This window comes from Spirillospora sp. NPDC052242 (assembly GCF_040679555.1).
Taxonomy (GTDB): Bacteria; Actinomycetota; Actinomycetes; order Streptosporangiales; family Streptosporangiaceae; genus Spirillospora.
Genome location: NZ_JBFAUZ010000004.1, coordinates 178162 through 192471, shown reverse-complemented (window position 1 = coordinate 192471; position 14310 = coordinate 178162). Strand labels below are relative to the sequence as shown.

Sequence of the window (14310 nt, the reverse complement as noted above, 5' to 3'; positions counted from 1 at the left end):
CGTCCGCCGCCCGGCGGAGCAGATTTTTCCGTGCACACGGAGATGGAGGAACAATGACCCAGGGTTGCGCAGCGCCCGCTCAGACGGCGCATCTGCCCGCGACCGTCGACCTGACCAACGAGGCCGTCATCCAGGGCACCGTCACGCGTGACGGCGCGCCCGTGTCCAGCGCCTACGCCCGCCTGCTCGACTCCACCGGCGAGTTCACCGCCGAGGTCGTCACCGGCGACGAGGGCGTGTTCCGCTTCTTCGCGGCCGACGGCGACTGGACGGTCCGCGTCCTCGCCGCGGGCGGCGTGAGCGTCGACAACGCCGTCACCGCCAAGACCGGTGAGGTCGCCGCGCTCGAGGTCGCCATCTGACCCGAGCGGACGCGACGTCCGCACGGACCCCGCCGTCCCGCCTGGCGCGGACGGCGGGGTCCGTCGTTTCCGGGCCCCGGTCCGGCGGCGTCGGCCCTCCCCGGTGTCGGCGCGGGTCGGTACGATCGGCGCGATGCTCCGACTCTCCCCCAAATCCCCGCTGATCCTGCCGTGGGCCACGCTCAAGCTGGCGGGCCGCTTCGTGCTGCCCCTCACGCTGTGGTTCACGGTCGGGGAACTGCTGCGGTACGGGGTGATGTACGGCGGCTACCGGCTCGGCAAGATGGACGGGACGGCCGCGACCGTCGCGCCGCTGCTCACCATCGGCCTGCTCGTCGTCATCACGCTGGCGACGACCGCCCTGATGATCCACTGCGTGCGCGAGGGACTCGACGTCGTGCACGCCCGGTCGGCCGGCGGCGACCTGACGTCCTGGGCCGTCGGCAACGAGGACGAGTCGGCGCTCAGCGCGATGGGCCGCGCCGCGCTCCCGTTCGTCATCTTCTACCTCGCGTGGGGGCAGCAGGCCGAGGACGCCCGCGAGTTCGCCGACATGGCCGCGAGCCGCGGCTTCACCGAAGGCGGCATCCAGGGCCAGATCGAGGGCATCGGGCTGCTGCTGTCCCTCGAGAAGCACGTGCGGCTCGCGATCGTCCTCACCGCCGCGTTCTTCGTGGTGAAGGTCCTCGTCGAATGGCTGCTGGAGGACCGGCTGCCCCGCACCGTCGGCCCGCTCGCCGGCTTCCTCGAGATCAACTTCGCGCTGTTCGGCATCTTCACCATCGACCAGCTCCGCGACAAGGGCGAGGAGTGGTTCACCGACCGGCAGGCGTGGGAGTGGTTCAGCGGCGCCGCCGGGCCCCTCCTGGACGTGTGGCCGCCGTTCAAGCACGCCGTCCTCGGCGCCCTCATCTGGATCGTCATCGCCGGCGTCATCCTCGGCCTCGACACCGGTGACGAGCGGCTCGTCCTCGGTGAGTCCCGCACCGCCCGGCGCATCGCCGCCGCCGGCGCCATCGACCGGGTGAACAGCCCCCGCGAGGTCCTCACCCGCGGCCTCCGCGACATGCTGCTGCCCGCGTGGTACGGGCTCCGCCTCGTCCGCCGGTCCGGGATGATGCCGTTCGCCACGTTCTGCCTGCTGTTCTCCGCCCTGCACGTCGGCGAGGAGGCCGCCCGCCGGCAGGCGTACGAGCTGATCGGCGCCCACGACGTCGCCTGGTGGCTGCCCCGGATGCCGTTCGTCGGCTACGGCGCCGGGCTCGTCTTCGAGATCCTGCGCATCTGCCTGCTCGCCGCCGCGTTCAACCTCATGGTCACGCGCGTCACGGCTCGAACCGCAGCGAAGGCAGTGGATCCCCACCCCGACGCTCCGTCTCCGGCGGCCGCACCACCAGCGCCAGCGACTCCGCCCTGGCACGGGGCACCGTCCCCCGGACCGTGATCGGGAACGCCTGCCCCGGCGTCACCTGCGCGGGCTTCGACGCGTTCGCCGTCCACTCCCGCCCCGCGCGGTCGACGAACCGGAACTCCATCCCGTAGCCGCCGATCGTCTTCGCGCTCTTCGCGTCCTGCGCCTTCACCGCGAGGACCACCTGCAGCTGGACGGCGTCCTGCCCGCCGGACGTTCCGGACGCGGCGGGTGCCCCGGGGGTCCCGGTCGCCCCGGGCGTTCCGGGTTGGGGCGTCGACTGCCGCTTGTAGACCGTCCACCGGGCGCCCACCAGCTCGCCGATCTTCCCGCGCGCGACGGACGACACCTTCACCGGCGGCTCGAGGCTCTCCGCGCGTCCCGTCTCGTCCACCCAGTACAGGCCGAGCAACCCGGGCAGCAGGACCGCGAGCGCGCACACCTCCACGACACGGCGCGCCCGGGGGCCGAGCCACGTGCGCCGAGGCTCCGGCGACTCCCCGTCCCCGTCCCCGCTCGCCTCGCCGTCGTCCCGTCCGTCTGGTTGGCCGCCGGGCGGTTGCTGGGCGAACGGGTACGCGGGCTGCTGCTGCCCGTGCGCCTGCGGGCCGCCGGGCGGGGGATACGGCGGCGGAGGCTGGAACTGCGGCGGCTGCGCGTGCGCGTGCCGATGCTGCTCGTGCGTGTACGGCCCGGTCTGGTGGGGCGGCGGCGCGGCCGGCTGCGCCTGCCGCGCATGCCGCCCACGCGGCTGCTGCTGCCAACCTGTGGGCTGCTGCGCCCCGGCCGGGTGTTCGTATCCACCCGTGGGCTGCTGCTGCCACCCGGTCGACTGCTGCTGCCACCCGGGTGGCTGCGCGTGCCCGCCTGTGGGCTCCTGACGTCCGCCCTCCGGCTGCTGCCAACCGCCCGACCGGTCCTGCGGTCCGCCGGGCCCGGGGTGTGGCGGGGGAGATGCGGGCGGGCCGTACTGGTCGCCCGGCCGGCCCGGCGCCTGCTCGGCCGGGGGACCGAACGCCCCCTGCCAGGGCGGCGCGGCCGGAGGAGGCTCGTTCGGGACGAACGGGGGCGGCGGCGGTGGCGGGGGCTGCTCGTCGGCGGGCGGCCCCTGCCGTCCGTACCGTCCCCGCGGCGGCCGCTCCGGCGGCCGGTGGTGCGGATCGTTCATGAACCCACCTGCACCTTGTACCGTTCGGGGGCCTTCCGGACGAGATCGTCCGCGCGGGACCCGGTGATGCCGAGGTCGATGTCGGCGGCGGACGACAGCTGCGGCAGGAGCCCGCCCGTCCCGACCACCAGGTGGGCGCCCGCGAGGCGGCTCTTCGGGAGTTCGAAGACGAACGCGGTGCTCGTCCACAGCATCGGCTGGAACGTCGCCCCGGGGACCTGCCCGCCGCCGGGGCGCGGCGCCGCCTCGTACGTGTAGCCGCCGGGCGTCTCCAGGACGGCCGACCGCAGCTCCACGGGTTCGTCGCGGCTCATCGCGCGCGCCCGCACGACGACGTAGACGCCGTCCGTGCCGATGGCGGGCTTGTCGCCGAGGAACGCGTCGGACGCGAGCGACCGGGCGGCGACCACGCCGTCGACGCGGAGCGTGAACGCGGGCGTGACGACCTCCTCGCCGACGTCGCCGTCCGTCCGGATCGGGTCGAGCATGCGCGCCTCGACCTTCGGCTGGTAGGCGTGGAGCCACATCGCTCCCGCGAGCAGGATCGTCCCCCCGATGCCCGCGCCGCCCTGCAGGGCGAGCTTGCGCACGTTCACGGCGTCCCCGTCCCGACGGGCAGGGTGTAGCGCGCGGCCAGCTCGCCGCCCTCCGCCTGCACCCGCCACGTGTACTCGCTGTCGGTGAACCCGTGGTCGTACTCCCAGCCGCGCAGCCCGACCGTGAACGTCGGGGGCGGCTGCGCCGGGCCGAGCTTCCACATCACCGACGCCTCCACGGGCAGGCCCGGCTGGACGGCCGAGGTCTCGGCGCCCGCGGCGACGCCCGTCACCTCGTCCGGCTTCACCCACTTGCCGTCCTTGGTGCGGGCGACGACGCCGTCCTGCAGTCCGGTGGCTCCGAGCCCCACGGTCTCCCGGCCCTTGTTCTCGACCCGCATCCGGACGATGAGGAACCGTTCGCTCTCGCCCAGTCCGGTGTCGACCACCCCGGCCCGCACGTCGTGCACCGTCAGCGAGAACAGCCCGACGTCGACGGCCTTCCCGGGCGACTTCACCGGCTGCTTCGCCTTCTGCTCCAGCCCGCCGGTCGCCCACAGGACGGCGGCCAGCACGACCACCGCGCCCACGACGGCCGACGCCCACACCAGACGGCGGCGCCCGCCGGCGGCGTTCCGTTGGGGGACTGGAGCGGTGTACTGCACCCGGCGATGGTAATACGCGGCTAGCCTCCCCACATGCCGAAGATCGTGGACTATGCCCGCTTCGCGGATCGTCTCGCCGCGCCGCGCGACCGCTGGGACCTGCTCCGGGAGTTCCAGGAGGAGTGGGGGTACGAGCCGCCCGCCGGCGGATCGGCCTGGGTCAAATGGGACGAGACCGACCACGCCGCCTACATGCGCCACCTCCGCGGCGAGCTCACCGGGGAGGACGCCGACCGCTTCGCGGGCGTCGATCCGGCGCTGCCGATCCCGAAGGCGATCGAGGAATGGTGGGAGCTGCCGTTCAACTCCTTCACCCGCAGCCCGCGCCTCTACTGGACGAACCCCGAATACCCGCCGACCGTCCGTCCCGACCCGTCCGGGTACGGCGTCGCCGGCGCCCTGCCCGCCGACAACCCGTTCGTCGGTCCCGGGGACGACCTCCGCGTCTGCGTGTTCATGGCCGAGTACCAGTACTGCAACGAGTGGGGCTACCTCGCCGCCGAGGCCGGCCAGGAGGACCCCCGCGTCCTGGTCAGCGTCGAGGACGACACCTGGGTGCCGCAGGCCCGTTCGATCTCGGAGTTCTTCGTGCAGCTCGCCGTGGAGCGCGTCCCGTACCACCACGGCTGGCTGCTGCAGGCGAACGAGGACGACTTCGGGGGAGAAGAGCCGTTCGCCGAGCGGCTGCGGGCGTCGTACCGTCCGATGGGATTCGAGCCGTGGCGGGAGCTGGGCGCCCGCACCACCGCGTACGGCGGGCCGGACGTCATCGTCCTGCACGACACCGGCGAGCGCGACTTCGCGGTGGAGATCGTCGCCCGCACGCGCGACGCGCTCGTCCGCGCCGCCGCCGTCCTCGGCCGGGAGGTCGCCGACGGGGAGATCCGGCCGCCGGAGGGCGACCCCGCGTCCTGACGCGCCGGGACGGCCGCGCCTACGCGGACTCGCCCTCGCCGGTCGGCTCCACGGGGCCCGGGCGCCAGCCGCGGCGGCGTCCCGCCGGGATCAGCAGCCCGCCCGCGACGACCAGCGCCGCCGCCCCGAGCGCGCCGCCCGCCACGCCGAGCGCCACGGCCCGGGTCGTCGCGTCGGGGCGGTCGGGCATCGCGATGCTCACCGGTCCGCCGGGGCCGCCCGCGCCGCCCGCGCCCGCACCGGGGCTCACCGCGGTCAGCGCCTCGAACGGGTTGATCATCCCGCTGCCGCTGCCCGCGCCCTTGCTGCCCTCGGCCGTCCCCTCGATCCGCTGCTTGACCTCGGCGGGCGTCGCCTGCGGGTACGCCTCCAGGACCAGCGCGGCCAGCCCCGCGACGAACGGCGTCGCGAAGCTCGTGCCCTTCTGCACCGCGTAGTGGCCGTCCGGGGAGGTGGTCACGATGTCGTTGCCGGGCGCGATGACCGACACGGGCGTGTTCGGGTTCGAGAACTCGGTGATCTTGCCGTCCAGTCCGACCGCGCCGACCGCGATGACGCCCGGGTACGCCGACGGGTACATCAGCGCGGGCACCTTGCCGTTCTGCCGGTCGATGTTCCCCGCGGCGGCCACCACCACGACGCCCTTGGCGAGCGCGTTCTGGACGGCCTGGCGCAGCCGCGGGTCGTCCCCGATCGACTGCGTCGAGACGTTGATGACGTCCGCGCCGAGCTTCACGGCCTCGTCGACGCCCTTGGCGGCGAGCCCGCTGTCGATGTTCTGCGCCTGCGCGGCGAACTTGATCGGGATGATCTTCGCGTCGGGCGCGACGCCGACGAACGGGGAGACCCCCGCCTTGGCCGCGATGATGCCCGCGACGTAGGTGCCGTGGCCGAGGCAGTCCTCCGCGCCCGTCTTCGTCAGGTCGACGCCGTCGACCACCTGCCCGGCGAGCTGCGGGTTCCGCGCGCTCACCCCGCTGTCGACGACCGCCACCTTGACGCCCTTGCCGGTCGCCTTCTCGTGCGCCGCCTCGATGTTGAGCATCTGCTGCGCCCACGGCTCGCCGCCCTGGTTGAGCGCCTGCAGGCTCATCGACCCGGCGGGCGGGTTGCAGTTCGCGGGGGCCCGCGGGGCGGCGTGCGCGGGCGACGCCGCGTACAGGGGGAGCAGGCATCCGGCCAGCACGGCGACCGCGGACCATCTCATCCCGAAAGCCTCCCATCCAACGCCGTACACGCCAAAGGAGACTTTAGAGGACGCGCGGTGCCGAACGCCGACCGTCGTCGCGTCCCGCCCGGCCGTCCGTCGTGGGCCGCACGGACACCGGACGGCCGCGGGCGGGGGCGTCCGGTCGTCGCGTTTCCGGTCGGCGGGCGCCGGGCGGCTTCGGCGGCCCGGGCGGGCGCGGCCGCTTCACCAGCCGTAATGACGGGGTGGAACGTTCTCGTTTCAACTGGTATGCCCCGCCGGTGTCCCCTAGTATCTTGGCCGACCCCGGCCACACGTCCCCCGGGACACAATCGGCGAAGGACAGACGTGACCCAGAAGTCCGCCGACCCCCAGCGGATCGCGCTCCACGGCAAGGACATCACCGACCAGGTCGTCCCCCGCCTGCAGAAGGCCGGCGACACCCTCAACAAGGACGGCACCTTCAACCTCGAGGGCGGCGACTTCAGCGTGACGTGCGTCGGCGCGTCCACCGCCTACCCCATCGCGGTCCAGTTCGGCTTCGAGGACATCAAGCTGCTGATGGACACCGCCCAGAGCATGGCCGAGAAGATCAACACCGCGGCGAAGACGTACGGCGCCGCCGAACAGGCCAACACGCAGAAGTAGAGCGGCGCGCCGACGGGCGACCACGAGGAAGGGCGAGACAGGTGACCACACCGGGTAACGGGGGCTCCGGAAACAGCGGCGGCACCACCAACTCCGGCGGGACGACCAACAGCGGTGGCACGACCAACTCGGGCGGCACCAACAACGGCACGACCGGCAACGGCACCACCGGGAACGGCACCACCGGCAACGGCACCACCGGGAACGGCACCACCGGGAACGGCACCACGGGCAACGGCACCACGGGCAACGGCACGACGAACAACAACAACGGCTCGACGACCTCGCCGACGACCGGTGCCCGCAACAGCGGCCTCGCGGCGGGCGGCCTCGCGGCGGGCGGCGCGGCGATCACCGCGCTGACCGGCGGTTCGGCGCTCGGCGCGGCCGAGTCGATGATGTCGATCGCCGTCACCACGGCGAGCGCCGCCGTCATCCTGCCCCCGGCCATCATGGTCGCGCTGCAGTTCAAGCTCTCGTCGGGCAAGCCCGCGAACCTGGAGAAGGCCGCCGCCGACTGGAGCACGGCCGCCGCCGAACTGCAGCAGGCGTCCCAGGACCTGCAGAACCTCGCGAAGGGCATCCCGCAGCAGGCGTGGAACATGGACGACCGCGCCGCCTACGAGGGCAAGGTCGGCGAGTACTGCCTGCAGCTCGACGCGCTGCACAACTACCTGATGGCCGTCTCGATCGCGCTGACCGTCCTCGCGTGGGCGATGTTCACCTACGCGATCTTCGCCGTGGGCATGGCCGTCTACCTGGGCGCCCTCGCCGTCCTCGCGGTCGCCGCGCTCGCGTCCGTCGTCGGCTCGGTCAGCTACCCGGCGCTCGTCGGCCTCGCCTCCACCGGCCTCACCATCACCACCGTCTCGACCGGCATCCTCGCCGCGGCCGGGGTGATGGCGGGCGCCACCATGTTCGGCGGCGCCGCCATCACCGCCGACTACCAGGGCGACCACGGCAACGCGGGCGCGGGCGCCGCGTTCGGCGAGGCGTTCAAGAACGGTGCCGCGGGCGCCGCCGCGAACCTCGTCCAGAGCGGCGCGAACGCGGGCCTGGCGTTCCTCACCCGCAACCCGGTCGCGAACAACTTCGGGCTCGCCGAGGTCGACCTGGACGCCGACCGCGACATCACCGAGACCTGGACGTACGGGGCGGGCGCCAAGGTGAACAGCCCGCTCGGCGAGACCGAGGTCGCCGGCAACATCAAGCACAACGACCAGGGCTGGGCCGGCGGCGAGTTCGGCGTCAACCACAAGTACGAGGACCCGAGCGGCACCGTCAACGGCACCGTGGGCGGCAAGGTCACCTGGGACGAGAACGAGAACGTCGGCGGCGGCTTCAAGGCGGGCGTCGGCCACACCCCGAGCGGCAGCCAGGCCGAGTACGAGGGCAACTGGAACCACGAGGGCGACTACTCGGACAAGTACAAGGTCAACACCCCCGTCTACAACACCGAGGGATCGTGGGCCGAAGGGCCCAAGGACGAAACCCCGCCCTGGGACAAGTAACACCTCCCGAACGAACGCCGCCCCCGGCCGGGGGCGGCGTTCGTCATTTCGGTGAAACCGTTCCAACGCGGCCCGCGTCGAACGGTGGAACCGCGTGCCCGGAGACCGTGAGCCGTGCCTGAATGAGCTCCCGAGAAGGCAAAGCCATAACGGGGGCCGGGACGCACCCGGCATTCCTCAGGAGGCCATTTTGGGCACTCAGCTCAATGTCAACCCGGCGCGGATCATGCAGCACGCGCGGGAGATCACGAACACGATCCGTCCCGAACTGGACAAGGGGCTCCAGGAACTCAACGGCAACGGCACCATCGAGGGCGGCGACTTCAGCCTCACCGGCACCGCCGCCGCGATGGCGTACCCGATGGCCCTCCAGTGGGCCTTCGAGGACCTGCAGACCCACCTCGAAATGCTCGACGGCTACGCGTCCAATCTGGAGACCACCGCGCAGACCTACGGAAACGCCGAGACCGCCAGCACGATCCAGCAGGTCTGAGGGAGTCCTCCATGAGCCTGTTCAACTCCTACGACGTCCTCATGGGAACGGCCGAGACCCAGACGAGCATCGCGTCCGTCCCGCTGCCCCCGGTCATCGCGGTCGCCTTCATGTTCAAGGCGTCCAAGGGCGCCCCGGCGAACCTCGAGACCGCCGCGAAAGCGTGGGAAACCGCCACGAAGAGCATCGAGCAGACGAAGACGATGCTGCAGGAACGGCTCGGCGCCATCTCCCAGCGCGACTGGGACGCCGCCGACCGCCGCGCCTACCAGGCGAAGGTCCAGGAATTCGTCTCCCAGCTCGACGCGATGCAGGCGTTCTGCCAGGCCGTCCACATCGCCCTCCTCGTCTTCGCGTGGGCCCTCATGACCTACGCGATCTTCGCGATCGCGCTCGGCACGTTCCTGTCGGTCCTCGCCGGCATCGCCCTCGCCGCGCTCCTCAGCGTCGTGGGCGCACCCCTCTACGCGTCCTGCGTGAGCCTCGCGACCACGACCATCGCCATCACGGGCGTCGCCACGGGCATCCTCGCCGCCGCCGGGACGATCGCCGCCGTCGTCTTCCAGGGCGGCTCGATGCTCGCCGCGTTCACGTCCCACCAGCGCGGCAACGAGGCGGCCCTCACCGACTTCACGCAGGCCCAGATGAACGGCTCGGCGACGGCCCTCACGAACCTCGCGCAGAACGCCGTCAACGCACCCCTCGCCTTCATCGACGCCCGCGGCGGCAGCACGTCGGTCGAGGTCGACCTCGACGCCGACCGCGACGCCGACGGCATCTGGACGGCCGGCGGCGGCGCGACCGTCGGCACCGCCGGCGGAGCCGAGTTCACCGGCGGCGGGCACGTCCAGTGGGGCGACGACGAGGGCTTCGTCGGCGGCGACCTGTCCGGCGGCGTCACCACCCAGGGCGGCTGGAGCGCGGAGGGCGAGGTCGGCTACACCGACTCCGACGGCGTCGGCCAGGGGGACGCGGGCACGCTCTCCTACAGCGCCTCCGGCGGCTACGAGGCCGAGGGCGGCAACGGCCACAGCTACGGCGGCAGCGTCGGCGTCGAGGGCGAGCACGACTTCGAGACGGGCGACGGCAACACGTCCGTCTCGGCGTCCGGCACCTACAACGGCGGCGACGTCGCCGGCTACACGCAGAACTACCAGTACACGGGCGACGGCCAGTCCCACTGGAACGGCACCGTGAACACCCCCGTCGCCGACATCCCCGTAGGCGACGAAACCCCACCCTGGGACCAGTAGCAGCAGCCCTCGCGAACGCCGCCCGGACGAGCCCCCCGACTCGCCCAGGCGGCGTTCGTCATGTGCGCTCACCTGCGGTTTTGTGGCACGAGCTGCCGGATGGCCTCGATCGTCCCGTCCGAAATCCTTCGAGTGAACTGCCCGAAACGGCCTCTCCGCGTCAATGGAACAGGACGTCCACTAGCGTGCCCTCGCGCGTAGGCGACTCAACGAAGGCGGGGACCGTGGCACCGGGGCAGAAAGACGTCAACCCAGAACGCATCAACAAACATGGCCAAGACCTCTCCTCGACGGTCATTCCCAAGATCGACAACGCCGGGAAGGTGCTGAGCGAACCGGGCGTCTACGACCTCGAAGGCGGCGACTTCAGCATCATCTGCCTGCATGCCTCCGTCGCCTACCCGATGGCCGTCCAATTCGCCTTCGAGGACCTGAAGGCGCAGAAGCGCGTCGCCGAGTCGTACGTCGAACGACTGGCCAAGACCGCATCGACCTACGGAACGGCCGAGGAAAAGAGCACGCTCCGGCGTTCGTGACATCGCGGCAACGAAGAGGGACGAGAGATGGCTCCACCAACCGAGGACGCCGCAGGCGGCACCGAAACCTCCGGGAACGAAACCCCACCCGGCGAGACAACACCGCCCGCCGAGACAGCGGGGCCCGGCGAAACAACACCGCCCGGTGAGACGGCACCACCTGGCGAAACAACACCGCAAGGCCAAAACCAAGGCCCGACCGCGCGTGAAGCCTGGCAAAGCCTCGACTCCGGAACCCAGAGGAAGGCGGCAGGGGCCGGTGCCGGGGCAGGCGCCGGTGCGGCAGGAGCCGCCGCGGTAGGCGCGTTCATCCCCGGAAACTCCGTGGTCGGCGCCGCGGAAGGCCTGATGAACGGGGCGGTCGCCATGGCGGCGGCCGCCGGAGTTCTCCCTCCCGCCCTGGTCATCGCCTTCCAGTTCAAGCTCGCGTCCGGAAAGCCGCAGAACCTGGAGAAAGCGGCGAACAAGTGGGCCCAGTCGGCCGAAGAAGTCCGGACGGCGATCGAGCAGTGGAAGAGCTTCGTCAGCGGCATCCCGCACGCGGACTGGAACGCCGACGACCGCGAGAAGTACCAGCAGACGGTGGACGACTACTGCCTGCAGATGGAGTACCTCCATAACTACTGCATGGCGGTCCACTACGCGCTCATCTCCCTGGCCTGGGCGCTCTTCGTCTACGCGGTAGCCGCCATCGCGATCGCGGCCTTCCTCGCGGCGCTGGCGGCCGCCGCCGTGGCCAGCCTCGGGACCATGTACCCGGCATGCGTTTCCCTAGCGGGTACAACTCTCACCGTTGTGTACGTGATGACGGGGATCCTCGCCATGGCTGGTGAAATGTGCGCTGGCGTCCTGATGGGCGGTGCGGCCATCACCGCGAACAAGCAGGCCGAACACGGAAGTAAGGAGGCCGCGACCGCCTTCAAGCAGGCCCTCCTCACCGGTTCGGCAGGCGCCGGCGCGAACCTCCTGGAGGGCGCCGCCAACGCCGGCCTCGCCTGGCTGAACCGCGCGAACGGCGAATCCGGAACCGTCCCAGGAACGAACGAGAAGTGGGGAAACCCCATCGGATTTCCTATCCACTCCATCGATCTTGACGCTGATCGATCCTACGATACAACTTGGAAAATTGGAGGTGGGGCCAAGGTCAAGTACCCAGGTGCCTTTGGAACGGAGGCAGAACTGAGCGGTCATCGAAATTACGGTCCAGAGGGTTACGCTGGCGCCGATGTCGAACTGAAGGCCAAACAGCCCGGCATTTTTGTGGACGGCGCCGGTGGCGTCAAACGGGAGTGGGATGGTGAGGGCAACCACAAGACGACATACAGTGGCGGCCTGGAGCAGCCCCAAAGCGGCGCAAAGGGGGGCGTAGAGGTGACGACGGACTCGCAGGGCGGATCGGAAGGGAAGGGGACTTGGATTACTCCTATGGGAAGTCAGGAGAGAAATTTCGACCCCCCGTGGGATACGGGAAAGTGAGTGCAATGACCTCATTCGTGGAAGGAGTGGTATGGCGAACTTTCCAATGATATCCCGAGTTCGATTCGTAAACCGTTACCAGCGTAGGTACGAGTTTTTTGATGAGTCGAATAACGTCCTGATGTCCGTTGAGCAGGCGGCGGGAGGGGTTGCCCGAGGGCGCCTGGGACGGATGTTCGCCGGCGAGCGAGATTACTCGCCGGTGCTTCTCCGTTTCCAGGATTCAGCGAGGGTGGTCACTTTCACGCTGGAGAGGCGGCTCAGTGAGCGGCATGGAGGGCCGGGTGTGGCTCCCATTTTGCGCACGGCGAATGGTGAGGTCGTCGGAACGGTCTTCGCCAACCCGCGTTTGAGCAGGGACGACCCGATGAGCGGGGAGGCATTCAAGAACATCGTGCAGGAAAGGTGGCGGTTGCTGGACGATCGGAGTGCTGTCCTTTGCGAGGCTGAACAGAGGGTCGTCGGTTCTCCTCGTTGGATGGGCGTGCAGACGAAGAAGGTAGATTACAGCGATCCGGAGGGAAATCCCGTCGCCCGGTTCGACGGGAAGTGGATCGAGTTCGTGCGCGAGGTTCCGGTAAATCTGCGAATGCTGGTGATCGCCTCACCGGTCGCTTTCGATCTGCTCGACGGGGCCTGATGCCCGGATGACGGTTGGATTTCTTGGCAGTGCCGCGCTACGGCTCGAATACCGTGAACGCTTCGAGACGGTCGACGCGGGGTCGGGTACCCGGCTGGCCGCACTCGACGAAGTGGCACGGGTGCGGTCTCCACGTGGCAGCATTATCAAGGTCGATCCTGTCGCGACGCCTCGGCTCACCTTCGCGCTGACGGGGTTCGACGGGACGCCGCTGCTATACCTGGACCGCGCCGAGCATCTGAAGCTGTACCCCCTCCCGCCGCAGACGGTGCTGGTCGGTCCGGACGGGACGACGCTGTGCCGCTTCGACTACGAGCATCACTCGCCCCTGAACGGCGGAGGACGCCTGCGGCATGACGAGGCAGGGGCAGCCTTCGTGCCGGCCGTTCGCATGCTGGACGCGGGGGGCCGCCCCTTGGGCGATGTGCTCCTCTCCCAAACTTCGTGGGACAACGAGAAACCCCAACTGGCCGACGGCCAGGACGCTCGCCTGGCCCGATGGGTCGACATGGACGGGGGCGTTCTCGCGGAACGCCGTGACGGCGTGCTCTCCTTCACGGAGGGACTTTCAGAAGCCCGGAGAGCGATGGTGGTCGGCTCCTTCCTGTCGCTGACCATCGAATACCACCATCCGTACGAGAAAGGGAAGGCGTCGGAAAGTGTCCCGAAGGTGTTCCCCGGATATGCTGGCCTGCAAGCCGCATACGATGAATACCAGCTCAAGAGAGTCGGTCTCCGGAAACAACGCGTAAAGGGCGCCGGTCGCGAGTTCCCGGTTTTCCGGGAGGGTGTCAGGTCGTACCGGCTGGAACAGGCGATGAGAATTTCCGCACCCATTTTCGCATTGATCGTCATCGTCAACCTGGTCATGTGGTTCGTGACGTGAACCGACGTCCGCTGATTGACGTTCGTAATGTTCGGGCGTGGTCGGCGGGCTCGTGATGGCCGGTCGCGTTTGATTTGCTTGACGGGGCCTGACATGCGAGCGCCCCGGCTCTGGGGGTGGGGAGCCGGGGCGTTCGGGGGGTGTGGGGGTTAGCGGCGGTCGCCGGGGTGGTTGCCCTTGTAGTTGTTCATCGCTTCCTGGGCGCGCTGCTGCTGGACGCCCAGTTCGCGTGCGAGGTCGCGCATCTGGCCCGCGAAGCCGTTCGCGAGTTTGTCGAGGGACGCGAGGGCCTTCGAGGGGTCGAGGGGCTTGTCGGGGTCGCCGAAGACGGACGAGCTGGCCTCGCGGACCTTCGTCTGGAAGTCCTGGGCGGCCGCGTTGACGGCGGCGCGGATCTCGGCGCTGAGTTCGGCGGAGCCGAGGCGCATGGCTCGGGGGTCGATGTCGAGGCGGGTCAGGCCGCCTTCGGCGCGGTACTCGGCGATGATGCGGCCCTCGGCGGCCTCGCCCGTCCCGACGGCCTCCTGGACGGACTCCTGGATCTTGGTGAAGTCGCCCATCTGCGCCTGCATGTCGCGCTGGAAACGTTCGAAGCCTTCTCCGAGGCTGAAGTCGGCCATG

Annotated in this window: 16 protein-coding genes; 11 read left to right on the top strand and 5 right to left on the bottom strand. The window is 70.3% G+C overall.

Annotated elements, in window-relative coordinates:
• Positions 1 to 53: 53 nt before the first annotated feature.
• Entirely contained in the window at positions 54 to 362 is a 309-nt protein-coding gene (locus AB0L25_RS05275; RefSeq protein WP_500168846.1) for a DUF1416 domain-containing protein, read from the top strand.
• A 133-nt stretch (positions 363 to 495) separates the two neighbouring features.
• Positions 496 to 1806, top strand: coding sequence for a hypothetical protein (locus tag AB0L25_RS05270; protein WP_500168844.1), 1311 nt, complete (start codon positions 496 to 498; stop codon positions 1804 to 1806).
• Here AB0L25_RS05270 and AB0L25_RS05265 read toward each other — a convergent pair.
• The 3 genes from AB0L25_RS05265 to AB0L25_RS05255 are packed head-to-tail and all read right to left on the bottom strand — an operon-like array spanning position 1688 to position 4142.
• Positions 1688 to 2941 (bottom strand): hypothetical protein, encoded by a 1254-nt coding sequence (locus tag AB0L25_RS05265; protein ID WP_500168842.1) that lies wholly within the window; start codon positions 2939 to 2941, stop codon positions 1688 to 1690. The genes AB0L25_RS05270 and AB0L25_RS05265 overlap by 119 nt on opposite strands.
• Complete coding sequence (locus tag AB0L25_RS05260; RefSeq protein ID WP_500168840.1) at positions 2938 to 3537, bottom strand: hypothetical protein; 600 nt, start codon at positions 3535 to 3537, stop codon at positions 2938 to 2940. Before AB0L25_RS05260 ends, AB0L25_RS05265 begins: the two co-directional genes overlap by 4 nt.
• Positions 3534 to 4142: a DUF4352 domain-containing protein gene (locus AB0L25_RS05255; RefSeq protein ID WP_500168838.1), complete on the bottom strand. Its 609-nt coding sequence runs from the start codon at positions 4140 to 4142 to the stop codon at positions 3534 to 3536. The genes AB0L25_RS05260 and AB0L25_RS05255 overlap by 4 nt, the downstream gene beginning before the upstream one ends.
• 33 nt (positions 4143 to 4175) lie before the next feature.
• Between AB0L25_RS05255 and AB0L25_RS05250 the strand changes: the two genes are divergently transcribed.
• On the top strand, positions 4176 to 5057 hold the full coding sequence (locus AB0L25_RS05250; protein WP_500168836.1) for a hypothetical protein: 882 nt from the start codon (positions 4176 to 4178) through the stop codon (positions 5055 to 5057).
• A 19-nt stretch (positions 5058 to 5076) separates the two neighbouring features.
• Here AB0L25_RS05250 and AB0L25_RS05245 read toward each other — a convergent pair whose 3' ends face one another.
• Positions 5077 to 6264, bottom strand: coding sequence for a S8 family serine peptidase (locus tag AB0L25_RS05245; protein WP_500168834.1), 1188 nt, complete (start codon positions 6262 to 6264; stop codon positions 5077 to 5079).
• Between the two features lie 330 nt (positions 6265 to 6594).
• On the opposite strand from AB0L25_RS05245, the gene AB0L25_RS05240 reads away from it, so the two are divergent.
• The 8 genes from AB0L25_RS05240 to AB0L25_RS05205 all read left to right on the top strand — a co-directional run bounded on the left by AB0L25_RS05240 (position 6595) and on the right by AB0L25_RS05205 (position 13689).
• Complete coding sequence (locus AB0L25_RS05240; RefSeq protein ID WP_500168832.1) at positions 6595 to 6894, top strand: hypothetical protein; 300 nt, start codon at positions 6595 to 6597, stop codon at positions 6892 to 6894.
• 41 nt (positions 6895 to 6935) lie between these two features.
• A complete protein-coding gene (locus AB0L25_RS05235; protein WP_500168830.1) occupies positions 6936 to 8405 on the top strand; it encodes a hypothetical protein in 1470 nt (489 codons plus the stop codon).
• A 190-nt stretch (positions 8406 to 8595) separates the two neighbouring features.
• Positions 8596 to 8898: a hypothetical protein gene (locus AB0L25_RS05230; RefSeq protein ID WP_500168828.1), complete on the top strand. Its 303-nt coding sequence runs from the start codon at positions 8596 to 8598 to the stop codon at positions 8896 to 8898.
• An 11-nt stretch (positions 8899 to 8909) separates the two neighbouring features.
• A complete protein-coding gene (locus tag AB0L25_RS05225; RefSeq protein ID WP_500168826.1) occupies positions 8910 to 10151 on the top strand; it encodes a hypothetical protein in 1242 nt (413 codons plus the stop codon).
• Between the two features lie 224 nt (positions 10152 to 10375).
• The gene (locus AB0L25_RS05220; RefSeq protein ID WP_500168824.1) at positions 10376 to 10687 is read left to right on the top strand and encodes a hypothetical protein; all 312 of its coding nucleotides are present in this window, start codon (positions 10376 to 10378) and stop codon (positions 10685 to 10687) included.
• Between the two features lie 348 nt (positions 10688 to 11035).
• Entirely contained in the window at positions 11036 to 12163 is a 1128-nt protein-coding gene (locus tag AB0L25_RS05215; RefSeq protein ID WP_500168822.1) for a hypothetical protein, read from the top strand.
• Positions 12164 to 12194: 31 nt separating this feature from the next.
• Positions 12195 to 12803, top strand: a complete 609-nt coding sequence (locus AB0L25_RS05210; protein ID WP_500168820.1) for a hypothetical protein — start codon at positions 12195 to 12197, stop codon at positions 12801 to 12803.
• 7 nt (positions 12804 to 12810) lie between these two features.
• Positions 12811 to 13689, top strand: coding sequence for a hypothetical protein (locus tag AB0L25_RS05205; protein WP_500168818.1), 879 nt, complete (start codon positions 12811 to 12813; stop codon positions 13687 to 13689).
• Positions 13690 to 13838: 149 nt separating this feature from the next.
• Here the strand turns inward: AB0L25_RS05205 and AB0L25_RS05200 are convergent, their stop codons facing one another.
• Positions 13839 to 14309 (bottom strand): YbaB/EbfC family nucleoid-associated protein, encoded by a 471-nt coding sequence (locus AB0L25_RS05200; protein ID WP_500168816.1) that lies wholly within the window; start codon positions 14307 to 14309, stop codon positions 13839 to 13841.
• Position 14310 lies beyond the last annotated feature (1 nt).